This is a genomic window from Paraburkholderia rhynchosiae, from assembly GCF_002879865.1.
Taxonomy (GTDB): Bacteria; Pseudomonadota; Gammaproteobacteria; order Burkholderiales; family Burkholderiaceae; genus Paraburkholderia; species Paraburkholderia rhynchosiae.
Genome location: NZ_PNXY01000009.1, coordinates 48,680 through 72,500 on the forward strand (window position 1 = coordinate 48,680; position 23,821 = coordinate 72,500).

Below are 23,821 nucleotides of genomic sequence, written 5' to 3' on the forward strand. Positions count from 1 at the left end.
GCAAACTCTGCGCGGCGGCTTTTCTACTGATACTACGCAAGCGTAGCCTCAGTGCCCGCGGAACAGATTCATGATGTCCTGTTTTTCCTGCTCGCCGACCTGTCCCGGCGCGGCCGACGCGCCGCTCGCCTCGTCGAGTGCCGCCTGGCTGATGCCGACCGTCGCGACAAAACCGTGGCCGGGCGTGAACTCGTCGAAATACACTTCTGAGCCGAGTTCGACCACGCCGTCGGGCATTGGCATCTTGTAGTCCGGCACGCCCTTGAGCGCGCGTCCCATGTACTCAATCCACACCGGCAACGCGAGGCCGCCGCCGGTTTCCTTGTCGCCGAGACTGCGCGGGTTGTCGTAGCCGATCCACGCGATCGCGGTGAGCGTGTGCTGATAGCCGGCGAACCAGGCGTCGCGCGAATCGTTCGTCGTGCCGGTCTTGCCGCCGAGGTCCGTGCGCTTCAATGAGTTCGACTTCGCGCCCGTGCCGCGTTGCGCGACGCTTTGCAGCAGGCTGTTCATCACATAGGCATTGCGCGGTTCGATTGCGTGCGGCGCGCTTTGCTCGGCGACGAGCGGCTGCGCATGTGCAACCACGACGCCGCGCGGATCGGTCACTTCCGCAATCAGATACGGGTTGATTCGATAGCCGCCATTCGCGAACACGGAGAATGCGCCCGCCATCTGCAACGGCGTGACGAGGCCCGCGCCAAGAGCCATCGGCAGATAAGCCGGATGACGTTCAGCGTCGAAGCCGAAGCGCGTGATGTACTGCTGCGCGTACTTCGTGCCGATGTGGTTCAGGATACGAATCGACACCAGGTTTTTCGACTTCTGCAACGCGGTGCGCATGGTCATCGGGCCGTCGAAACCGCCACCATAATTCTTCGGCTCCCACGCCTGGCCGCCGGTCTCCGCGGCGCTGAAAAAGAGTGGTGCGTCGTTGATCACGGTTGCGGGTCCAAGTCCCTTTTCAAGCGACGCGGAATAAATGAACGGCTTGAAACTCGAGCCCGGCTGACGCCATGCCTGAGTCACGTGGTTGAACTTGTTCTTGTTGAAGTCGAAACCGCCGACGAGCGCGCGAATCGCGCCGTCCTGCGGCACGACTGAAACGAACGCACCTTCCACTTGCGGCAACTGCGTGATCGCCCAATCTCCGTCATCGTTCTTGACGAGCCGGATGATCGCGCCGGGCCGCAGACGCTGATTCGGCTGGGCACGCGCGCTCAACGCCGATTGCGCAAAGCGCAGACCGTCGCCCTGAATGGTCGCTACGTTCCCGTCGATAAACGCGGCCTTCACCTGCTTGGGACTCGCGGCCGTCACAACCGCCGCAATGATTTCGCCGTTATCCGGATGTTCCAGCAACGCGTCGTCGATGGCCTGCTCGCGGTCGTCCGCGTCGGACGGCAGTTCGATGAACGCTTCCGGGCCGCGATAGCCGTGGCGCCGTTCGTAGTCCATCAGGCCTTTACGCAATGCGCGATACGCGACGTCCTGATCCGCCGAGTCGATCGTCGTCACTACGTTGAGGCCGCGCGTGTACGCTTCTTCGCGGTATTGCGCGTACATCATCTGCCGCACCATTTCCGCCACATACTCGGCGTGCACGCTGAATTCCTTGCCGGCGCCCTTCACCACGAGCGCCTGACGGCTCGCTTCGTCGTACTGCTGCTGGTTGATGTAATGCAGCTCGTACATGCGTTGCAGGATGTACTCCTGGCGTACCTTCGCGCGCTTCGGATTCACCACGGGGTTATACGCGGACGGCGCCTTCGGCAAGCCGGCCAGCATTGCAGACTCCGCGAGCGTCAGGTCCTTGAGGTCCTTGCCGAAGTACACCCGCGCCGCGCTCGCGAAACCGTAAGCGCGTTGACCCAGATAGATCTGATTCATGTACACCTCGAGAATCTGGTCTTTCGTGAGCTTGGACTCGATCTTGTACGCGAGCAGCATTTCGTAAATTTTGCGCGTGTAGGTCTTCTCGCTGGAGAGAAAGAAGTTGCGCGCCACCTGCATCGTGATGGTGCTCGCACCTTGGGTTGCATGACCATTGGTCAGCGCGACGATGCCGGCGCGTGCGATGCCCGTCAAGTCAACACCGCCGTGGTCGTAGAAGCGCGCGTCCTCGATTGCCAGCACGGCTTTCTTCAGACTGTCGGGCACGTCCTGAATGCGAACGATGTCACGCCGCTCTTCGCCGAACTCGCCGATCAGCACATGGTCGGCGGTATAGATGCGCAGCGGCACCTTCGGCCGGTAGTCAGTGAGTGCGTCGAGCGAGGGCAGGTTGGGCGTGGCGACGACGAGCGCATAGCCGAGCACCAGCAGCACGCACGCAATGCCCGCAACGATCAACCCGAAAAAGCCGAGCAGGAGCTTGAGCCACAACGGGCGTTTGCGCTTCGGCGGCGGGGGCGGGACAGACGTGGGAGACGTGGATTGCATATAGGCACCAAAAAACAGTCCCGCGATTATAGCCGCCCAGCTTTTCAGCTTTCGGCATGCTTACCGACAGTTCTTTGCAAGCCTCGGCACGCGCGGAATGACTTCACTGTAACTGCTCCGATGGGCGCCAGGGCGAGCGCCGTGCAACGTTAGCCATTTGGCTGAGTGTCGCTCGGCGGCGCGCTTACGCACAATTCTTCCTCGTTACTCGCGTTCGAATGGTTCGCCGCGTGAGTCTCAAGGAGGGCGTGATGACGTTAAGAAATTCATGGCTTGAAGCCGTGCAAGCAGGTGCGCAGCGCTTCGCTGCCGGTATCGATGTCGGTTCACAAGATGTGCGGCTCGTCGTGGTGAGTCGGCGTGCGCGCGCATGTGCTTCGCTGCAGATCGAATATGTGAGCACGGTGCCGCTGGCTCCGACTGCCATGGCCGGCACTGAAATCGCCGACCGCCATGCGGTCGCGCGAGCGTTGCGCGACGCATTTGCCGGCATGCCGCATTCATGTGCCACGCAGGCATTGCGATGTGCGATGGCAGTGCCCGCGTCGGCTACGTTGACCACCACGGTGCCGCTTGCGCGGCTTGCGGCGCAAAGCGGTTGCGCTGAAGACGGCGGGCACGAACTGGCCGAACTCGAGCCGGCCGTAATGAGCGAGGTCGAGCGCATCGCGGGGCTCGAGCGGCACGCGCTGGCCGTCGACTGGTTCGTCGACGACAAGCCTTCGCCTGTGCGTTCCGTGACGATTGCCGCGACGGGTCGTCAGCATCTCGAAGCGCGGATCGAATGTGCGGCGGCTGCCGGCATTTCGCTGACCGCCATCGACGGCGAGCCACACGCCGCTCTGGGTGCCATGCGTTACGCGGCGAGTCACGAACTCGATCCGCACGAGCCGTATGTCGCGTTGTGGATCGGCGTGGACGGCGTGCACGGCTGGCGTCTCGTCGACGACAGCATCGCCGGTGAAATGCATTATCCCGCGCCCGAGCATGCCGATCTCGCCGACGCATTGCGCGATCTCGTGCATGGCCCGGTTCTCGACTGCGCACTGGTGAGCGGCGAAGTGGACTTACTCGACGGCGTCGGCTTTTCGATCGCCGATATCGCCGACGTTCTGGGCTGCACCGTCTTGCCGTTCGAATGTGCAGCGCTAGGCGGGTTCGCGCGCCAACTGAGCGATCCGTTGCTGCACGAACCGACCGGCGCGGTCGCGTTCGGACTTGCGCTGCGCGGGGTGTTCGAATGAACGCCGCGGTATTCGATGCAGCGCGCCTGAACACAGCGGCGCGTTCACCTGAGGCGCGCGACACGCGCCGGGCGCACGCCGTTCGCTCATTGAAGCGTTGGCTCGGCGGCTTCAATCTGCTGCCGTACAGGCAACGCAACGCGCGGCTCGCGCGTCGGCGATGTCTGCTTGCATGGGGTGCCGCGGCGTTGGCCGGTTGTACAGCCGTTCTCGCGCTAGCCGGATATCAGGCGTTCGAGAAAGCGCGGATCGACGCGCAGCGCGCGTCGATCGAGCAATCGCTTGCACAACTCGCCCTCCCGCTGGCCGAGCGCGCCACATTGCTGCGGACGCGAGAGGAGCAGCGCGATGAAGCCGCGCGCGCAAAGCGTCTGTCGGAGCCGCTCACGTATTTGCGTGACCTGCTCGATGCACTGAGCTTCGAACCGGGCGACGGCGTGTTGCTACAGCAGCTTCGCCAGCGCGACCACGAGACGGAAATCGTGGCGACGTCCAGAGCGCATGTCGATTCCGCGCAGTGGCTCGAACGTCTCGGTGCGATTCGCGGCGTGAAGGGCGCGGAGATGAGCGAGTCGCATCGCTCGTCGCCGAACGGGAATGCCAGTGCGGCGAGCGCCGGCGCGATCGAGTTCGGCGCTCGCTTGCATTGGGACGACGCCGCCAGGAATACGGCGAAGGCGGCGGGCCTGGCGGCATCGTCGAATGCAAAGGCCGATCACATCGGAGGTTCAAAATGAGTACGAGTTATGTCGAGTTCGGCGGCATGGAACGCGCTGGCTTGTCGCTGTCGCATTGGGTGAAACGTCTGCGCACGCCGCTTCATACGTGGAGCCCGCGTCGCCGCTGGGCGGTCGCGTTGCTAATTGCCGTCGCGGTGTTCGGCCTGGGCGCGCACGGATGGATTGTGGCGGACCTCGGCCGCGTCGAGGCGAGCCGTGCGGCGCTGGAGGCGAGCGCGCGGCATCTCGCGGATGCGAAGCGTGCGCTTGCGCAGTTGCCGTTGTTGCGCCGTGAAGCCGCCACGGCAACCACAATGCCAAACACAGCCGCAACCCCTGCGACGGCTGCCGCTTCGCGCTCGCCAGCGCAGTGGACTTCGGCCGATGACGTGCGCGTCGTCTCCGAGCTTGCCGCGCAAAACGACGTCATGCTGCTCGCGATCGAACCCGGTGCCGCGAGCGGCGCAGGTGCCCAAAGCGAGCGTCCGCTCCAATTCGCCGTGCGTACCGACTTTATCCACCTGATGGCGTTCCTGCGCGGACTGTCGGACCTGCCGGTGCTGATGATTCCCGTCGACGTCGCCATCAAGCGGGAAGGGGCGTCGCTCTCCGTTAGCGCGACGCTGCGCGTATACAGCGGCTTGCGCCCGCTGCCGGCGAGCCTCTCCGTGCAGGAGCTCGCCGACGCAAGCCTTGATTCGGATGACGAAGAAGACGTCGTGTTCTTCGATCCGTTCTCGCCTGCGCAGATGCAAGCCGCAATCGACCCGCCGGGGCTTTCGCAAGTCCGACTGGTCGGATTGCTGCACGATCGCGCGCGCGGTCTCGCGTTGTTCGATACGCCGGACGGTGCGACGACCGTCGAGTCCGGACAGGAGATCGGCGGCGAGCGCGTGACGCTATTCGACACGTTCGGCATCACGCTGGCCAAAGGCGATGCAACGCGTACGCTCGCGCTCGCGGAGGCTTCCTGATGACCGTTGCGAAGTTGTTGCGCGCCGGCGCTCGTGGCGCTCGAGCATCTACCTTCGGCGTTGCGTTCCCGAGGCTGCGCCTGTGTGTCGGCGTTGGCCTGTCGATGAGTCTGTATGTCTGCGCCGCGCTGAACGCAAACGTCGCACGGGCCGCGATTCCGACGCTGCCTCCGTTGCCTGCCTACATGCCGCTCGACGATGCCATCGCACCGTCCGATGCTTCATATAAGGCACCGCCGCTATCGCGCGGTGTTATCGCGGAAACACCGAATCCGTTTCGCGACGATTCCGCCGACGACGCCGCTGTCTCGCGCACAACAACGTCGACTGGACAAGGCGGCGCAGGAGAAGCGAAAGACGACGCCGACGGCTCCATGCCTCTGGGTCGGCCATCGGCGGCCGCGGCTGGCGACGCGGCCGCGACGATATCCGCGCTCGAAGGCCCGCCGGTGCCGTTGCCGCCGCTCACACGCCTGAGCGGCGCGCCGAGAACCGCCGCCGACGCCTTGCTCGCCGCCGACGACAAGCCGATCTCTCTCAATTTTCAGCGTGCGGAACTCGGCGCCGTGCTGAATGCGTTCGCGCAGTTCACCGGCTTGAACATCGTCGCGAGCGAAAAAGTGCGCGGTGCCGTGTCGCTGCGTTTGGACAAGGTGCCGTGGCGCGTCGCGTTCGACACTTTGCTTGACGTCAACGGTCTCGCGATGGAGCGCCATGGCAATGTGGTGTGGGTCGCGCCGATCGCGGACCTGGCGGCGCGTGAGCGGCAGCGCTTCGAGGCACATGCGCGGGCCGCCGATCTCGAGCCGCTCGCAAGCCGCACTTTCCAACTGCACTATGCCCGCGCAGAAGACGTGCGGCGTCTGTTGACCGGCTCCGGTAATCAACGCGTGTTGTCCAAGCGCGGCGCCGTGACCGCCGATCCGCGCACCAATCTGCTGTTTGTCACGGATCTGGAAGGCCGCCTCGCGCAGATATCCGCGCTGCTCGATTCCGTCGACCGGCCAACGCGGCAAGTGCTGATCGAGGCGCGCATCGTCGAGGGCGAGCATGGCTTTTCGCGCAATCTTGGCGTGCGGCTGTCGATGGCCGGCACGAACACCGACGGCAACACGCGAGGCTTGAGCGGCGGCAAGGACGGACTTGTCTACGATCTGTCGGCGCGGCCGATTGCGGGATTCGACGCCGCGACGGCAGGGCTGACGTTGTTCGCCGCAGGCGCCACGCGGCTGCTGAACATTGAACTGAGCGCGCTGGAGGCCGAGGGCCGCGGCGAAATCGTCTCCAGTCCACGCGTGGTCACGGCGGACCGGATGAAGGCGGTCGTCGAACAGGGCACCGAGTTGCCGTACCAGGCCAAAGTCGGGCAGGGCGTGTCGGGCGTGCAGTTCCGCCGGGCCACGCTGAAGCTTGAGGTCGAGCCGCAAATCATGCCGGACGGCCGCGTCGTGCTGGATCTCGACGTCGCCAAGGACAGCGTCGGCGAACAGACCGACGCCGGGCCCGCGATCAACACCAAGCATGTGCAAACGCGGGTCGAAGTCGAGGATGGTGGTACGGTGTCGATCGGCGGAATCTACGCGACCGACGGTCGGGACGATGTGACTCGGGTGCCGGTCCTGGGCAAAATACCGTTTTTAGGCGCGCTTTTTCGCCATCGGGCTCATCGCGATCAGCGCAGCGAACTGGCTGTTTTCATCACGCCGCGCGTCGTTCAGACGAATTAGGGGCTTGCAGCCGCCGCTCCGAAACGGCGGCGCGCAGGCTCGACAAGGCAGCCGCTTTGCCAGTAAGCTGCGGCACGAACCATACCGGAATAGCCAGAGGACACCGTTGCAAGCGCGGGACGCACACGCCAATGTATTTTTTGTAGGGCTCATGGGGGCAGGAAAAACCACCGTGGGCCGGGCCATTGCGCGCCGTCTCGATCGCCCGTTCTTCGATTCCGATCACGAAATCGAAGCGCGCACGGGCGCGCGCATCCCTGTGATCTTCGAGCTGGAGGGCGAAGCGGGTTTTCGCGAGCGCGAGGCCAGCGTCATTTCCGACCTGACCGGGCGCGACAACATCGTGCTGGCCACCGGCGGCGGTGCGGTGCTTCGGCCTGAAAACCGCGAGGCGCTGCAAAGCCGCGGCGTGGTGATCTACTTGCGCGCCAATCCGCACGATCTCTGGCTGCGCACCCGGCGCGACAAAAATCGCCCGCTTTTGCAGACGGAAGACCCCAAAGCGCGCCTCGAAGCGCTCTACGAAGTACGCGATCCGCTGTACCGCGAATGTGCGCATTTCGTGATCGAAACCGGCCGGCCTTCGGTCAACGGACTCGTCAACATGGTCCTGATGCAGCTCGAGATGGCCGGCGTCGCCAAACATCCTGCGTCATAATGGACCGTATGATTACCGTCAACGTCGAACTGGGCGAACGCGCCTACCCCATCCATATCGGTGCCGACCTGATCGGCCAGACCGCGTTGTTCGCGCCGCATATCGCCGGCAACTCGGTGACCATCGTCACGAATACGACGGTCGACCCGCTTTACGGCGACAAGCTGCGCGCTGCGCTCGCGCCGCTCGGCAAGCAGGTGTCCACAGTCGTTTTGCCGGACGGCGAGGCGTACAAGAATCTCCAAACGCTGAACCTGATCTTCGACGCACTGCTGGGTTCGCGCGCCGACCGCAAGACCACGCTGATCGCGTTGGGCGGCGGCGTGATCGGCGACATGACGGGGTTCGCCGCAGCCTGCTACATGCGTGGGGTGCCCTTCATTCAGGTGCCAACTACGCTGCTCTCGCAGGTGGATTCGTCGGTCGGCGGCAAGACCGGCATCAATCATCCGCTCGGCAAGAACATGATCGGCGCGTTTTATCAGCCGCAGGCCGTGATCGCCGATATCGGCGCGCTGCGCACGCTGCCCGCGCGCGAACTGGCGGCGGGCGTCGCCGAGGTGATCAAGACTGGCGCGATCGCCGACGCCGGTTTTTTCCGCTGGATTGAAGCCAACGTCGAAGCATTGAATCGCTGCGAACCCGAGGCGCTCGCCGAGGCGGTCAAGCGGTCGTGCGAGATCAAGGCGTCGGTGGTCGCTCAGGACGAGCGCGAAGGCGGACTGCGTGCCATCCTCAACTTCGGCCACACGTTCGGTCACGCGATCGAAGCCGGACTCGGCTACGGCGAGTGGCTGCACGGCGAGGCGGTCGGCTGCGGAATGGTGATGGCGGCGGATCTGTCCGTGCGCATGGGCTATCTTGATGAAGCGTCGCGCGAGCGGCTCGTCAACGTCATTGTCGCCGCGCATTTGCCGACCCGCGCACCGGCGCTCGGGGAATCGCGTTACGTCGAACTGATGCAGGTCGACAAGAAAGCGGAAGCCGGCGCGATCAAATTCATTCTGCTGAAGCGTTTCGGTGAGACGCTCATCACCCAGGCGCCCGACGCCGAAGTGCACGCCTCGCTGGCCGCCGCCGTCTGACAAGGCCGGCCGTTGCAGCGAGGCGCCGCGCACGGCGTCAACCGGCGCCGCCCATGTTTCGGAGAACCCGGTGACAGACAGGCGCAGCGACGATGTAAAGCAGGAACCCGCGGCAGACACGGCGGCGCTCGACGTTCCAACCCAGGAAGCGCTTGAAGCGCATCTCGCGCCGTATGCCGCACAGTCGACGCAGTCGCGTGGACGCCGCTACCCCGAAGCTCCGCCGAGCGCGCGCACCGAATTTCAGCGCGACCGCGACCGCATCGTCCATTCGACGGCGTTTCGGCGTCTGGAATACAAGACGCAGGTGTTCGTGAACCACGAGGGCGACCTGTTCCGCACGCGCCTCACGCATAGCCTCGAAGTGGCGCAGATCGCGCGTTCCGTGGCGCGCAATCTGCGCGTCAACGAAGACCTTGTCGAAGCCATTTCTCTTGCGCACGATCTCGGTCATACGCCGTTCGGCCATGCCGGCCAGGATGCGCTGAACGAATGCATGCGCGAACACGGCGGCTTCGAACACAATCTGCAGAGTCTCGCGGTCGTGGACGATCTGGAGGAGCACTACGGGGCGTACAACGGCTTGAACCTGTGCTTCGAGACACGCGAAGGCATTCTCAAGCATTGTTCGCGCGAAAACGCACGGCGGCTGGGCGCATTGGGCGAGCGCTTTCTGGAAGGGCGTCAGCCGTCTATCGAAGCGCAGATCGCGAACGTGGCGGATGAAATCGCCTACAACAACCACGACGTGGACGATGGCTTGCGCTCGGGGTTGCTCACCGTCGAACAACTCGCCGAGGTCGAGCTGTGGCAGACGCACTATGAAGCCGCGCGGCGCGATTTCCCCCGGATCGAAGGCCGCAGGCTGATCCACGAGACGGTGCGGCGCATCATCAATACGCTGATCGTGGATCTGATCGACACGACGAGGCGGAATCTGCTCCGCCATGCGCCGGATTCGCTCGACGCTGTCCGCGCCTCGCCAGCGCTCGTCGCGCATAGCGAGGCGATCGCCAGTCAGGCGGCGGCGCTCAAGCGCTTCCTGTTCAAGAACCTGTACCGCCATTACCGCGTGATGCGCATGGCCAACAAGGCGCGCCGGGTCGTCGTCGGGCTGTTCGACGCGTTCACGGAGGATCCGCGGCTGCTGCCGCCAGGCTACCAGTCCACCGACGCCGCGCAGCAACCACGGCTGATCGCGCATTACATCGCGGGCATGACCGACCGGTACGCGCGGAAGGAGTATCAGCGGCTCTTCGTGATCGACGACAACTGAACGGACGCCGGTTCTCGCCGGTGGCCGTTCGTCATCGCATCAACGCTCGCTGCGAAGTGTTGGCGCGAATTCGGCGCAAGAGTGCGACGAGCACAACTCAGCGCAGCTGCAGCGTGATTTCAGCGTAGTTTTTCAACGCAAGCGCGAAGCGAACAACGCGCCTGCGATCAGCGCCACGCCGCCGACAATCGCCAGCGTTTGCCATGGGTTTTCATGCACGTAGTCGTCGGCGTCGGCGAGCGCTACGCCGGCGCGTTCGCGCACGGCTTCGCGCGTGTCGTTCAAACGGTCGCGCGCGGTGTCGAGTTGCTTGCGCAGTTTGCCGCGCAGCGCTACTGCGTCGGCCTGGGTGCCGTCCGCCAGTGTGGACTCGAGTTCCGCCATCAGCGTGCGCAGTTCGCCTGCAATGTCCTCCGCCGCGTGGCGGCTGTGGCGGGCAATACGCCGCGCACGGCGGCTCGTGCTGGTCCAGGATTCGCCGAGGGCGTCTCGCGTATTCGGAAGTGCTGTCATGGTCGCTCCGTCGATGAGGGTAAAAAGGCCCACGTTCACGCTCGCACTTAAACCACGTCGCAACGCGGGAAACACCACCAGAACGCAACTTCGGTGCCAAAGGCGCAGACCGACATAGACCCATCGGGAAGGCCCGACACACCGTGGCTTGAACCGATATTCGTCAGCACATATTGCACGAAGCGCAGCACCCGCGGGTCAAATTTACAAACGCATGAACGCTGCGGACGTCGCATCGGTAAAGGCGGCGCACTGCTTTCCCACGCGCACAAAATTAAAAACGCCGCCATTGGATGAATGACGGCGTTGTTCAAGCCACGGGAATTCGACTACCCTAACCCAACAGCGTCGTTCGATGACGCGTTAGAAACGGTAACCGATATTGACGTAGGTAACGATCGGGTTCAGCTTGATCTTGGTTTGCGATTGCACGGTGAGCGTACCCACCGGCGTTTTGGCCTGCGTGCTCAGTTTGGCCGTGGTGCTGAGCGGCAGGTACGAGACCGAAACGCCCGCGAACCAGTGCTGATCGAACGCGTAAGTGAAGCCTGCATTAAACACCGGCTCCCACGAACTATCCGTAGTGACGCTGGTCGGACCATGCAGGACGTTTGCTTCAAATACGCCGTTGGTGATCTTCTCGTCGGTGAACCAGATGCGGCTCACGCCGATACCGAGGTACGGGCGAAACGTGGCAGTCGGAGCGTTGAAGTAGTACTTGAACAGCAGAGTCGGGCTCCACTGTTTCGCCTGGCCCAGCTTGCCGAATTGTTCGAGGTTGCCTGTGCCGTTCAGGTCGAACGAAGGCGGGTAGCCAACCACGAATTCGGCGGCGATGTGATCGGTGATGAAGTAGCCTGCGGTCACGCCGATGGTGTCGGCTGAACTAAGCGTGGCTCCGGTATTGGCTTCTGTGATGTTGGTCGGGCTGCCACCGATGCTCGTCACTCGCAGAGGCTCGCTACTCGATTGAGGCGCAAGATGGAACCAGCCTGTTGAGACGACAAAGCTACCGGCCGATTGCGCGTGCGCTGCCGTTGTCATGCTGGCTAGCACCGCGACCCCCGTTACGGCCTGTTTTAATTTCATATGTGCTCCTCCAAAAAAGGCCTGCTCATTATGACTACAACGTTTGAAACTAACCATACGCGGCGGTTAGAGCTTTCTCCCTAAGCCGCGCGCGCTTTGTGGCCTGGCCGCGCCGCGCCGAACCTCCGGCGCATGCGGCTCTTCGGACCTTCGGGTATGTACCAACGCGACTATCGGATACTCCAGCATGGCACGGCTTGCACGTCTTTATGTTCCTGACCAGCCGCAGCACGTCATCCTCCGCGGACTCGATCAGCAGCCTGCGTTCGTCGACGACCAGGACTACGAACTGTTCATCGACTGTTTGAAAGCGGCTTCGCGCGATCATCACTTGTCCATCCACGCCTACGCGTTGATGCCGGGCGCGGTCCAACTGCTCGTCACCCCTACTGAGGAGTCGAGCTTGCCCAAGGCGATGCAGGCGGTCGGGCGCCGTTACGTGGCGCACTTCAACCGCCGTTACGCACGTCGCGGCACGTTGTGGGAAGGGCGCTACCGCGCCACGGTGATCGAAGGCGAGCGGTATTTCCTGCTGGCGAGCCGCGTCGTCGAAATGTGTCCGGTGCGCATGCAGCTCGTGAGCGCGCCGGAAGACTACCGCTGGTCGAGCTACCGTCATCACATCGGCCTCACGCTCGACAGCCTCATCACCGACCATCCGCTTTACTGGTCGCTCGGCAATACGCCGTTCGAACGGCAGCGCGCGTACCGGGAATTGTGCGAGCAGCCGCTCGACGAACGCGAGGCGAGCCAGCTTCAGCAGGCCACCCTAAAGGGCTGGGTGCTTGGAAGCGACACGTATCGGGAATGGGCAGCGCGCGCGGCGAACCGGCGCGTGTCGCCGCTGCCGCGCGGGCGGCCGCGCAAGGTGCGCGAGACGCCGCAAGCGCAATAAGCGTTCAGGATCAAGGCTCTGCGTTTTAAAAGGCATCGAGATATGCCGTTTTATTTTGCCCCAATATGATATGGCACCAATAAAAACGCGCGGCGATGCACCAAATTGATAATTGGGGTTCGATGACGACGTTTTATTTGCTATTCCATTGATTCGTCGCGTATATTCCGAATTCCGGCGTTTTTGACAGGCGCACCCTGCAGCGCCAGAAGCGCCTTGGCCGTTGCGAGTGTGCACGTGCGGCAATAGAAAAACGGTTTAACGGCCTGTCCGGCCCCTCACAGACGGTGTCCCCATGAACGACCACCAGCAACCGATTCACCCGGTTCCCGCCGCGCAAGGGTTGTACGACCCGGAAAACGAACATGACGCCTGCGGCGTCGGCTTCGTTGCTCACATCAAAGGTAAGAAGAGCCACGAGATCATTCAGCAAGGCCTGAAGATTCTCGAGAATCTCGACCATCGGGGCGCCGTCGGCGCCGATCCGTTGATGGGCGACGGCGCCGGCATCCTGATCCAGATTCCGGATGGTTTCTATCGCGAGGAAATGGCAAAGCAGGGCGTGACGTTGCCGCCGTTCGGCGAATACGGCGTCGGCATGGTGTTTCTGCCAAAGGAACACGCGTCGCGTCTCGCCTGCGAACAGGAGCTCGAGCGCACGGTGAAGGCCGAAGGCCAGGTCGTGCTCGGCTGGCGCGACGTGCCGGTCGACCACACCATGCCGATTTCGCCGACCGTCAAGGCGAGCGAGCCGCTGATCCGCCAGATCTTCATCGGCCGCGGCAAGGACATCATGGTGACCGACGCGCTCGAGCGGAAGCTGTACGTGATCCGCAAGACCGCGAGCCACCGCATCCAGGCGCTGAAACTGAAGCACGGCAAGGAATACTTCGTGCCGTCGATGTCGGCGCGCACCGTCGTCTACAAGGGCCTGCTGCTGGCCGGCCAGGTCGGCGTGTACTACCGCGACCTGCAGGACGAGCGCACGGTTTCCGCGCTCGCGCTCGTGCACCAGCGTTTCTCGACCAACACGTTCCCGGCGTGGGAATTGGCTCACCCGTACCGGATGATCGCCCACAACGGCGAAATCAACACGGTGAAGGGCAACGTCAACTGGCTGAATGCCCGTACCGGCGCAATCGCGTCGCACGTGCTCGGCGACGACCTCCCGAAGCTGTGGCCGCTGATCTATCCGGGCCAATCGGACACCGCCTCGTTCGACAACTGTCTCGAGCTGCTCGTGATGGCCGGCTACCCGCTCGTCCACGCAATGATGATGATGATCCCGGAAGCCTGGGAGCAGCACACGCTGATGGACGACAACCGTCGCGCGTTCTACGAATACCACGCCGCGATGATGGAACCGTGGGACGGCCCCGCCGCGATCGCGTTCACCGACGGCCGCCAGATCGGCGCGACGCTCGACCGTAACGGCCTGCGCCCGGCGCGCTACATCGTCACGGACGACGACCTCGTCATCATGGCGTCGGAAGCCGGCACGCTGCCTATCCCCGAGTCGAAGATCGTCAAGAAGTGGCGTCTGCAGCCGGGCAAGATGTTCCTGATCGACATGGAACACGGCCGCATCATCGACGACAAGGAACTGAAGGACAATCTCGCGAACGCCAAGCCGTACAAGAGCTGGATTGACGCTGTGCGCATCAAGCTCGACGAAATCGAGCCGAAGGCCGAAGACGTCGCGACCGAACGCCGCGAAGCCGCTGCACTGCTGGACCGTCAGCAGGCGTTCGGCTATACGCAGGAAGACCTCAAGTTCCTGATGGCGCCAATGGCGCAAGCCGGCGAAGAAGCCGTCGGCTCGATGGGCAACGACTCGCCGCTCGCGGTCATGTCCAACAAGAACAAGACGCTCTATCACTACTTCAAGCAACTGTTCGCGCAAGTCACGAACCCGCCGATCGACCCGATCCGCGAAAACATGGTGATGTCGCTGGTGTCGTTCGTCGGTCCGAAGCCGAACCTGCTGGACACGAACAACATCAACCCGCCGATGCGCCTCGAAGTGTCGCAGCCCGTGCTCGACTTCAAGGACATCGCGAAGATCCGCGCGATCGATCAGTACACGGGCGGCAAGTTCAGCTCATACGAACTGAACATCTGCTATCCGGTCGCATGGGGCAAGGAAGGCATCGAAGCGCGCCTTGCGTCGCTGTGCGCGGAAGCCGTCGATGCAGTCAAGTCCGGCTACAACATGCTGATCGTGTCGGATCGCAAGACGGACCGCGACAACGTCGCGATTCCGGCGCTGCTCGCCACCGCCGCGATCCACACGCACCTCGTCCAGCAAGGTCTGCGCACAAGCACGGGTCTGGTCGTCGAAACCGGCTCGGCGCGTGAAACGCACCACTTCGCGCTGCTCGCGGGCTACGGCGCGGAAGCCGTGCACCCGTACCTCGCAATGGAAACGCTTGGCCAGCTCGCAGCCGGCCTGAAGGGCGACCTGTCGCCGGAGAAGGCCGTCTACAACTTCACGAAGGCGGTCGGCAAGGGTCTGCAGAAAGTCATGTCCAAGATGGGCATTTCGACCTACATGTCGTACACCGGCGCGCAGATTTTCGAAGCGGTCGGCCTCGCTGAAGACCTCGTGCAGAAGTACTTCAAGGGCACCTCGTCGAAGGTTGGCGGCATTGGTCTGTTCGACGTCGCGGAAGAAGCGATCCGTCTGCACCGCGACGCGTTCGGCGACAACCCGGTTCTCGCGAACATGCTCGACGCGGGCGGCGAGTACGCCTACCGCGTGCGTGGCGAAGAACACATGTGGACGCCGGATGCGATCGCCAAGCTGCAGCACTCGGCGCGCAGCAATTCGTATCAGACGTACAAGGAATACGCGCATCTGATCAACGACCAGACCAAGCGTCACATGACATTCCGTGGTCTGTTCGAATTCAAGCTCGACCCGACCAAGGCGATACCGCTCGACGAAGTCGAATCGGCGAAGGACATCGTCAAGCGTTTTGCCACCGGCGCCATGTCGCTCGGCTCGATCAGCACGGAAGCGCACGCTACGCTGGCTGTCGCGATGAACCGCATCGGCGGCAAGTCGAACACGGGCGAAGGCGGCGAGGACGAAAACCGCTATCGCAACGAACTGCGTGGCATTCCGATCAAGAACGGCGACACGATGAAGTCCGTGATCGGCGACGAAGTGATCGTCGATATTCCGTTGAAGGACGGCGATTCGCTGCGCTCGAAGATCAAGCAGGTGGCGTCGGGCCGTTTCGGCGTGACGGCGGAATACCTCGCCTCGGCCGATCAGATCCAGATCAAGATGGCGCAAGGCGCGAAGCCGGGCGAAGGCGGCCAGTTGCCGGGTCACAAGGTTTCCGAATACATCGGCAAGCTGCGTTACTCGGTGCCGGGCGTCGGTCTCATTTCGCCGCCGCCGCACCACGACATCTACTCGATCGAAGATCTGGCGCAGCTCATTCACGACCTGAAGAACGCGAACCCGGCGGCCAGCGTGTCGGTGAAGCTGGTGTCGGAGTCGGGCGTCGGCACGGTTGCCGCGGGCGTCGCCAAGGCGAAGGCCGATCACGTCGTGATCGCGGGCCACGACGGCGGCACGGGCGCGTCGCCGCTGTCGTCGGTCAAACATGCGGGCACTCCGTGGGAACTGGGTCTCGCCGAAACGCAGCAAACGCTGGTGCTGAACCATTTGCGCGGCCGTATCCGCGTGCAGGCCGACGGTCAGATGAAGACCGGCCGCGACGTCGTGATCGGCGCGCTGCTCGGCGCGGACGAGTTCGGCTTTGCGACGGCGCCGCTCGTCGTCGAAGGCTGCATCATGATGCGCAAGTGCCACCTGAACACCTGCCCGGTCGGCGTCGCAACGCAAGACCCGGTGCTACGTGCGAAGTTCCAGGGGCAGCCGGAACATGTCGTGAACTTCTTCTTCTTCGTCGCGGAAGAAGCGCGCGAAATCATGGCGCAACTCGGTATCCGCAAGTTCGACGACCTGATCGGTCACGCCGAACTGCTCGACATGAAGAAGGGCATCGAGCACTGGAAGGCGAAGGGTCTCGATTTCTCGCGCGTGTTCTATCTGCCGCAAGTGGCGGCTGAAGTCGCGCGCAAGCACGTCGACGTTCAGGACCACGGTCTGGACCGCGCGCTCGACCACACGCTGATTGAAAAGGCGAAGGCGGCCATCGAGAAGGGCGAGCACGTCTCGTTCATCCAGCCGGTGCGCAACGTGAACCGTACGGTTGGCGCAATGCTCTCGGGCATGATCGCGAAGAAGTACGGCCACGACGGCCTGCCCGACGACGCAATCCATATCCAGTTGAAGGGCACGGCGGGCCAGAGCTTCGGCGCTTTCCTCGCGAAGGGCATCACACTGGATCTGGTAGGCGACGGCAACGACTACGTCGGCAAGGGTTTGTCGGGCGGCCGCATCATCATCCGTCCCACGAACGATTTCCGCGGCAAGTCGGAAGAGAACATCATTTGCGGCAATACGGTGATGTATGGCGCGATCGAAGGCGAAGCGTTCTTCCGCGGCGTGGCGGGCGAGCGTTTCTGCGTGCGTAACTCGGGTGCGACGGCGGTTGTGGAAGGCACGGGGGACCACGGTTGCGAATACATGACGGGCGGCACGGTCGTCGTGCTCGGCGAAACGGGCCGTAACTTCGCGGCCGGCATGTCGGGCGGCGTCGCCTACGTGTACGACCCGGACAACATGTTCGCGGGCAAGTGCAACAAGTCGATGGTCGCGCTCGATCCGGTCCTGCAACAGGCCGAACAGGAGCGCACGGTCGACAAGGGTCTGTGGCACGCCGGCGCTACCGACGAAGCGCTGCTCAAGGGACTCATCGAGCGTCACTTCCAGTTCACGGGCTCGCCGCGTGCAAAAGCGCTGCTCGAAAACTGGGATGCGTCGCGCCGTCAATTCGTGAAGGTGTTCCCGACCGAATACAAGCGCGCGCTGGGCGAAATGGCAGCGAAGAAGGCGAACAAGGAAGTGCTCGCCGCTTGATTGCTGACTGTTCACCGACTGTTCCGCACAGAAGACGTCACCTTTAGCCGTACCCGCCGCCTGCGACCGTTCAACGGTGCGACGCGGCGGGACCAGATCACCCCTAGATACAGATAGAGAAGAGAACCACATGGGCAAGGCAACCGGTTTTCTCGAGTTCGAGCGCCGCCACGAGGCGTACGAAGCTCCGCTCACGCGTGTGAAGCACTACAAGGAATTCGTCGCGGCACTCACCGACGACGAAGCGAAGATTCAAGGCGCACGTTGCATGGATTGCGGCATTCCGTTCTGCAACAACGGCTGCCCGGTGAACAACATCATTCCGGACTTCAACGACCTGGTGTTCCATCAGGACTGGAAGAACGCGATCGAAGTGCTGCACTCCACGAACAACTTCCCGGAGTTCACGGGCCGAATCTGCCCGGCGCCGTGCGAAGCGGCGTGCACGCTCGGCATCAACGACGATCCGGTCGGCATCAAGTCGATCGAACACGCGATTATCGACAAGGCATGGGCCGAAGGCTGGGTTGCGCCGCAGCCGCCGAAGCACAAGACCGGCAAGAAGGTGGCAGTTGTTGGTTCGGGCCCCGCGGGTCTGGCGGTCGCGCAACAGTTAGCGCGCGCGGGGCACGATGTCACCGTGTTCGAAAAGAACGACCGCGTCGGCGGCTTGCTGCGTTACGGCATTCCCGACTTCAAGCTGGAAAAGTGGCTGATCGATCGCCGCATGCGCCAGATGGAAGCCGAAGGCGTGACGTTCCGCGCGAACGTGTTCGTCGGCAAGGCCGATTCGCTGCCGCCGTATATCGGCAACACGGCAAAGGAAAGCATTACGCCGGCTGAACTGAATGAGCAGTTCGACGCGGTCGTGATCGCGGGCGGTTCGGAAACGCCGCGCGATCTGCCGGTGCCCGGCCGTGAGCTCGAAGGTATCCATTACGCGATGGAATTCCTGCCGCAGCAGAACAAGGTCAATGCTGGCGACAAGGTCGCGAACCAGCTGCTCGCGAAGGGCAAGCACGTGATCGTGATCGGCGGCGGCGATACGGGTTCAGACTGCGTGGGCACGTCCAACCGTCACGGCGCGAAGAGCGTGACGCAATTCGAACTGCTGCCCCAACCGCCGGAAGAAGAGAACAAGCCGCTCGTGTGGCCGTACTGGCCGATCAAGCTGCGCACGTCGTCGTCGCATGATGAAGGCTGTTCGCGCGATTGGGCGGTGGCGACCAAGCGTCTGGAAGGCAAGAACGGCAAGGTCGAGAAGCTGATTGCGGCGCGCGTCGAATGGAAGGACGGCAAGATGCAGGAAGTGCCGGGCTCGGAATTCGAAATGAAGGCTGACCTCGTGCTGCTCGCGATGGGCTTCACGCAACCTGTGTCGCCGGTGCTCGAAGCGTTCGGCGTCGACAAGGATGCGCGCGGCAATGTGCGTGCATCGACCGAAGGCGACAAGGCGTACTACACGTCGGTGGACAAGGTGTTCACCGCAGGCGACATGCGCCGTGGCCAGTCGCTCGTGGTATGGGCGATCCGGGAAGGCCGTCAATGCGCGCGTTCGGTCGACGCGTTCCTGATGGGTCATTCGGAACTGCCGCGGTAGACGTCTCTGTCCGGTTTTTGCGGCCGTTTGCAGTGATGCGGAAACCGGCGAATGCTCGCAGGAAGAGGTGGAGACGACGATGTGCCTCGTAAGCGGCGCATCAGGCGGTATATCAAAGCGGTAAAAAACGAAGCCGGGCTCCTGAGAGGGTGACCCGGCTTTTTCATGTCGGTTTTAAACGTCGCCTCGTAATGTCATTTGCGATAGCGCGCCAACGTCAGCCCTTCGAGATCGATCTCCGGTTTGCGCTGTGTGATCAGATCCGCGACCACACGCGCTGACCCCATCGACATCGCCCAGCCGGTCGAACCGTGGCCACGATTCAGCCGCAGATTGCCGATGCCCGAGGGTCCAAGCAACGGCGCGCCGAAAGGGGAAGGTTCCGAAAGCCATTTCTTACCAACTACTACGCGGTAACCCCAAAAATATCGAACACCGTTAAACTGCGCGCGCAGCGCATCGGCTGCACCATCGGCTGCACATTATCTACTCACGCGCGCGCCCGCCATCTCTATACGTCTAATGCCCGTCACCGCGAAAACCTGCCCGGTTCCTCCCCGCCATTTTGCCTTCACGACCGTGCGTGCGAGCCAGCTTGCGGCATGCCCGTCGCGCCGCATGTTCCTCAAGCGCTCCGCCAGCGTTCTGCTCGTGTCCGGCATGAGCAGCTCCCTGCTTTCAGCGTGCGGCGGCGGCAACCTGGGCAATGAGCAGGGTGAGACGCCGCGGCTGGCGTCGGTGGACAATTTCCGCGATATCGCGGGCGCTGCCGCCGGCTATCCGACAGTCGACGGCAAACAGATGCGCCGCGGCGCATTCTTCCGCGCGAACGTGCTGACGCTCAGCGTGGCCGATCAGACAGCCATGGAGATGCTTGGCATTGCCGCTGTCTACGATCTGCGCACGCCCGCCGAGGTAGAGCGAAGCGCCGACATCCTGCCTCGCGGCGCAGTTTCGCAGACGCTGAATGTTCTCGGCGTCCGCGACTTCGTTGCGCCGGTTTTCGATTCCGTCGGCACCGCCGTAGCTTTCATGGAGTCGCAGGCGCGCGGCTACGTGACCGGCGCGGCACAGAGGGAGAGCCTTGGCACACTGCTGCGTCAGCTCGCCGACGGTCCAGCCGCGCAACTCATCCATTCGAACGCAGGTAAGGATCGCGCCGGCTGGGTGGCGGCGCTTCTGCAAAGTATTGCGAACGTCCCGCTCGACGTCATCATGCAGGACTATCTGTTGAGCAACGTCTACCGCGCGCAGACGATCCAGTCGCAGAGGGAAACCTTGCGCGCGCAGGACGGCGACGCGCTGGCCGCGATCCAGGAGCCGTTGCTCGGCGTTCAGGAAAGCTTTCTGCAGGCGGGGTTCGACCAGGTGCAGGCGAGCTACGGCACGATGACGCGCTACCTGACGCAAGGCCTGGGCGTGTCCGAATCGACCATCGACAGCTTGCGCAGCCGTCTCGTGATGTGAATGCGCGCTGGACGCAGCACGGTCCAGAGCGCGGCAAAAAAAACGCGGGCCGAAAAACGCGGCCCAAAAAAGCGGACCAAAAACGCGGGCAAAAAAAATCCGCCCCGGATAAAGCGGGCGGACTGAGAAGGGCGGCATCGAGGTTGCCGGGGCCAACTATAAAGCCGCCGGCCACGCAATAGCCGATTCAGTAAGGCTGGGTAAGCTATGCGCCGCGCCGCGCCGCTCCTTCGCGCTCCGGGAGGCAGCGTTTCATACCGACGCCGGTGCGACCGGCAACTCGATACACACTTCCAGGCCGCCTTGAGCGTGATTGCGCACGTGGCAATGTCCGCCGCGATCGTGGGCGAGCCGCGCGACGATTGCGAGCCCAAGGCCGCAATGGCCTTCGCCGCCGCGCGCCGCATCGAGCCGCACGAAGGGTTTCATCGCAGCGGCGATACGATCGTCCGCAATACCCGCGCCGTGGTCGCGCACGCTGATGACCCAATGCCCGTCGTTGCGCGAGGTCGAGATATCGACGGGCGCCGCGCCATGTTCCAACGCGTTATCGACGAGGTTCGTCACCAGCCGGTCTAGCAGTGTGCGCGGCAATGCGAACGACGGACCCGCGCGCAGATGCAGCGCGAAGAGCGGTGTTTCGTTAGTGCTGTCGGCGCAGTCGGCGATGCTGTCGGTGGCGGAAAACTGTTCGCGCAGGAACTCATCGACTTCGACCGGCGGCCCCGCGTCGGCGGATTGGCCGGCGAATTCCAGAAACTGCTGGACGATGTTGGTCAGGGAGTCCACATCGCGAATCAGGCCGGCTCGCTCGCTTTCCGCGACGAGCACGCTCGCGCGCAACTTCAGCCGCGTGAGCGGCGCTTTCAGGTCGTGCGCGACGCCGGCAAGCATGACGGCCTGGTCGTCGCCGGCTTCGTTCAGGCGCCGCATCATGTCATTGAACGAGCTGATCAGATCGCGTAGCTCGCGCGGACCTTGCACCGTGACGGGCTCCGGCCGTCCGCCCGAACCGAACGCTCGCGCGGCGTCGCCGACACGCGAGAGCGGACGCTGCATCTGCCAGACCGCGAACAGCGAGAGAATCAGCGCGGCGACCAGCATCGAAATGGCTTCGATCAGAAAGCGCGGCGGCGGCGGAAGATCGACCGGCAGCACGACCCAATTCGACTTGCCGGGAAACAGCACCCACAACTGCGGCGGCCGCAGGTCGTCAACGGCGATGCTGGTGCCAGGCGGAAGATTGTCATGCAGATGGCGGGTCAACTCGGCGACGAGATGATCAGTCGGCTCGCGCAGATGGACAGTCGGCGGCATGTTCCAGGTCGGAACGAGATGCACGCGCATGGCGGGCGCGAGCGCGGCGCCCTTGATCGGCTCACCGTTGATGGCCTGCAACACCAGCACAATGCCGCGCGCGAAGCCGTCGATCTCATGACGCGGCGGCTGCATCACCACCAGTACGAACCAGCCGGCCTGAATCGCGAATAGCACCGCCGTCGACAGCAACGCCATTCTGCCGAATAGCGTGTTCAGCGGGTTTCTCATGCGTTCGAGACGGCCTCTTCGGAAAACGGTGTGCCGTCGGCGTCGGGCACGAAGACATAACCCTTGCCGCGCACCGTTTGCACGTAGCAGGGATTGGACGGATCGTCTTCGATCACACGGCGCAGGCGCCAGATCGGCACGTCGAGGCTGCGGTCGCGGAAGGCGAGGTTGTCGCGGTGCACGAGGTCGTGAATCAGCACGCGCGACAACACCTTATAAGGATTGTTGACGAAGATCTTCAGGAGCGCGAACTCACTGTCGCGCAGCGGCAGTCTGGAGTCGGCGCGCGACAGCGAGCGCGTGCCGAAGTCCAGTTCGAACGGGCCGAACTTGTACGGCTTGCGGGCTTCGGGCGCGCTCGTGGTGGATGGGCCGCGACGCCGCAGAACCGTGTGGATGCGCGCGAGCAGTTCGCGTGGATCAAACGGTTTGGTCAGATAGTCGTCCGCCCCGAGCGAGAGCCCGACGATGCGGTCGGCCACCGTGCCGCGCGCGGTCACGAAGATCACCGGAATGTCGTCGCCGGCGGCGCGCAGCGCGGTGAGCGCGCGCAGGCCGTCGGTGTTCGGCATCATGATGTCGAGCACGACGACCGACGGCCGTTCGCGCTCGAGCCGGCGCTGGAGATAGGTGCCGTCATGCAGCACCGACGCGTCAAAGCCGTTCGACTGCAAGAACTTGCAAAGCAGATCGCGTACGACCGGATCGTCGTCGACGATAAGGACCTGTGGATTCATGGCGAAATTCTAGACTGACGCGCGCGACGAGCGGCCGACTGTTTTCTTACCAATGCTTACCCGCGACGCGCGAATTCGGTGCACCTACGCGTAAGGCCCGTCACCCAAGGCTCACAGCATATTTCAGCGCTGCCGTATCTGGCAATGCGGCTGGCATGCGGTCCGGAACGCCGGTCGTGGCGTCGAATTGTTTTCGCATGGAGCGACTATCCGGAAAGAATTCGCGCGCGATGGAAAGTGCTGGAAATCGCTGGCAACTGGTCGTAACAACCGCCGAAAAGCGCGCTTTTCTTCGTGCATAGCCCGGGTCGCGGCGGCGCGATGATTCGTCCTGCAATACGTTGCGCCGCATGCCAACAGAGCCCAATAACCTGAGTTCAACGCAGGCGGCGTGAGACTGAAATCCAGCTAGATCCAGTGCCATGCGAGGCTCACCATGACCGTTCCAAGCAACCTCAATTCCACCCGAGTTTCTTCGGCCGCGCCCACGAAAGCGGCGGAAAAGCCGGCGGCCTCAACCAGCTCGACCTACCCGGGCAGCACCGTGCAAGCTAAGGGCTCCACGACACAGGCGCAGCCGCTGCCATCGATGCCCGCGGGCCTCGTCGGACATCACGTCAACACAACAGCCTGACGTACCGAGGCCCCTGTGTCGACCCCGAGAATCCTTGAGCGTTTTATTCGCGTCGTTGCGTGGCTTGCGCTCGGCGCGGCGCTGCTGCCGCTCGGCGGCTGCGCCGTTGCCGCGCTGCCGTGCAGGCTGACTTCAGCCACGCTGAAAATCATCCCGGTTGTCGGCCATGCCGCGGCCACGCCGTTCGACATGTGTTCATCCGCGATCGACTGAA

Annotated in this window: 19 protein-coding genes and 1 pseudogene; 12 read left to right on the plus strand and 8 right to left on the minus strand. The window is 63.3% G+C overall.

Translation table 11 applies throughout. The features are described 5' to 3' along the window. Positions 1-48: 48 nt before the first annotated feature. Entirely contained in the window at positions 49-2,442 is a 2,394-nt protein-coding gene (locus C0Z16_RS14740) for a penicillin-binding protein 1A (protein WP_102632869.1), read from the minus strand. Positions 2,443-2,693: 251 nt separating this feature from the next. Between C0Z16_RS14740 and pilM the strand changes: the two genes are divergently transcribed. The 7 genes from pilM (at position 2,694) to C0Z16_RS14775 (ending at position 10,125) form a co-directional block, all read left to right on the plus strand. Further along, positions 2,694-3,686: a pilus assembly protein PilM gene (gene pilM / locus C0Z16_RS14745; RefSeq protein WP_102632870.1), complete on the plus strand. Its 993-nt coding sequence runs from the start codon at positions 2,694-2,696 to the stop codon at positions 3,684-3,686. Next, a complete protein-coding gene (locus C0Z16_RS14750) occupies positions 3,683-4,423 on the plus strand; it encodes a fimbrial assembly protein (RefSeq protein WP_102632871.1) in 741 nt (246 codons plus the stop codon). Before pilM ends, C0Z16_RS14750 begins: the two co-directional genes overlap by 4 nt. After that, a complete protein-coding gene (locus C0Z16_RS14755; protein ID WP_102632872.1) occupies positions 4,420-5,379 on the plus strand; it encodes a hypothetical protein in 960 nt (319 codons plus the stop codon). Before C0Z16_RS14750 ends, C0Z16_RS14755 begins: the two co-directional genes overlap by 4 nt. Then, a complete protein-coding gene (locus C0Z16_RS14760; protein WP_102632873.1) occupies positions 5,379-7,106 on the plus strand; it encodes a type IV pilus secretin PilQ in 1,728 nt (575 codons plus the stop codon). The genes C0Z16_RS14755 and C0Z16_RS14760 overlap by 1 nt, the downstream gene beginning before the upstream one ends. A 106-nt stretch (positions 7,107-7,212) precedes the next feature. Continuing rightward, positions 7,213-7,764, plus strand: a complete 552-nt coding sequence (locus C0Z16_RS14765) for a shikimate kinase (protein ID WP_102632874.1) — start codon at positions 7,213-7,215, stop codon at positions 7,762-7,764. Beyond that, positions 7,764-8,849 carry a 3-dehydroquinate synthase gene (aroB, locus tag C0Z16_RS14770; protein WP_102632875.1) on the plus strand — a complete coding sequence of 362 codons (1,086 nt, stop codon included), beginning with the start codon at positions 7,764-7,766 and terminating at the stop codon, positions 8,847-8,849. Before C0Z16_RS14765 ends, aroB begins: the two co-directional genes overlap by 1 nt. Before the next feature lie 70 nt (positions 8,850-8,919). Further along, positions 8,920-10,125: a deoxyguanosinetriphosphate triphosphohydrolase gene (locus tag C0Z16_RS14775; RefSeq protein ID WP_102632876.1), complete on the plus strand. Its 1,206-nt coding sequence runs from the start codon at positions 8,920-8,922 to the stop codon at positions 10,123-10,125. A gap of 132 nt (positions 10,126-10,257) precedes the next feature. Here the strand turns inward: C0Z16_RS14775 and C0Z16_RS14780 are convergent, their stop codons facing one another. Genes C0Z16_RS14780 through C0Z16_RS14785 form a run of 3 tightly spaced genes read right to left on the minus strand, consistent with a single transcriptional unit; the run spans position 10,258 to position 11,727 of the window. Next, a complete protein-coding gene (locus C0Z16_RS14780; RefSeq protein WP_102632877.1) occupies positions 10,258-10,638 on the minus strand; it encodes a DUF883 family protein in 381 nt (126 codons plus the stop codon). Between the two features lie 47 nt (positions 10,639-10,685). Beyond that, complete coding sequence (locus C0Z16_RS37410; RefSeq protein ID WP_146014309.1) at positions 10,686-10,952, minus strand: hypothetical protein; 267 nt, start codon at positions 10,950-10,952, stop codon at positions 10,686-10,688. A 49-nt stretch (positions 10,953-11,001) separates the two neighbouring features. Beyond that, positions 11,002-11,727, minus strand: a complete 726-nt coding sequence (locus C0Z16_RS14785; RefSeq protein WP_102632878.1) for an OmpW/AlkL family protein — start codon at positions 11,725-11,727, stop codon at positions 11,002-11,004. Positions 11,728-11,914: 187 nt separating this feature from the next. Between C0Z16_RS14785 and C0Z16_RS14790 the strand changes: the two genes are divergently transcribed. The 3 genes from C0Z16_RS14790 (at position 11,915) to C0Z16_RS14800 (ending at position 19,221) form a co-directional block, all read left to right on the plus strand. Further along, on the plus strand, positions 11,915-12,622 hold the full coding sequence (locus tag C0Z16_RS14790) for a transposase (RefSeq protein ID WP_013340707.1): 708 nt from the start codon (positions 11,915-11,917) through the stop codon (positions 12,620-12,622). A gap of 295 nt (positions 12,623-12,917) precedes the next feature. Continuing rightward, positions 12,918-17,621, plus strand: a complete 4,704-nt coding sequence (locus tag C0Z16_RS14795; protein ID WP_102632879.1) for a glutamate synthase-related protein — start codon at positions 12,918-12,920, stop codon at positions 17,619-17,621. A gap of 130 nt (positions 17,622-17,751) precedes the next feature. After that, entirely contained in the window at positions 17,752-19,221 is a 1,470-nt protein-coding gene (locus tag C0Z16_RS14800; RefSeq protein ID WP_102632880.1) for a glutamate synthase subunit beta, read from the plus strand. 194 nt (positions 19,222-19,415) lie between these two features. Here C0Z16_RS14800 and C0Z16_RS14805 read toward each other — a convergent pair. After that, positions 19,416-19,595 (minus strand): annotated as a pseudogene (locus C0Z16_RS14805) (D-amino acid dehydrogenase); the annotation flags it as partial. A 148-nt stretch (positions 19,596-19,743) separates the two neighbouring features. Between C0Z16_RS14805 and C0Z16_RS14810 the strand changes: the two are divergent. Next, positions 19,744-20,688 carry a tyrosine-protein phosphatase gene (locus tag C0Z16_RS14810; protein WP_102632881.1) on the plus strand — a complete coding sequence of 315 codons (945 nt, stop codon included), beginning with the start codon at positions 19,744-19,746 and terminating at the stop codon, positions 20,686-20,688. A gap of 252 nt (positions 20,689-20,940) precedes the next feature. On the opposite strand, the gene C0Z16_RS14815 is transcribed toward C0Z16_RS14810, so the two are convergent. From C0Z16_RS14815 to C0Z16_RS37415, 3 genes are all read right to left on the minus strand, one after another. Further along, complete coding sequence (locus C0Z16_RS14815; protein WP_102632882.1) at positions 20,941-22,236, minus strand: ATP-binding protein; 1,296 nt, start codon at positions 22,234-22,236, stop codon at positions 20,941-20,943. After that, a complete protein-coding gene (locus tag C0Z16_RS14820; RefSeq protein ID WP_102632883.1) occupies positions 22,233-22,973 on the minus strand; it encodes a response regulator in 741 nt (246 codons plus the stop codon). The genes C0Z16_RS14815 and C0Z16_RS14820 overlap by 4 nt, the downstream gene beginning before the upstream one ends. A gap of 100 nt (positions 22,974-23,073) precedes the next feature. Continuing rightward, positions 23,074-23,397, minus strand: a complete 324-nt coding sequence (locus C0Z16_RS37415; protein WP_146014310.1) for a hypothetical protein — start codon at positions 23,395-23,397, stop codon at positions 23,074-23,076. A 255-nt stretch (positions 23,398-23,652) separates the two neighbouring features. On the opposite strand from C0Z16_RS37415, the gene C0Z16_RS14830 reads away from it, so the two are divergent. After that, on the plus strand, positions 23,653-23,820 hold the full coding sequence (locus C0Z16_RS14830; RefSeq protein WP_322788908.1) for a DUF6726 family protein: 168 nt from the start codon (positions 23,653-23,655) through the stop codon (positions 23,818-23,820). Position 23,821 lies beyond the last annotated feature (1 nt).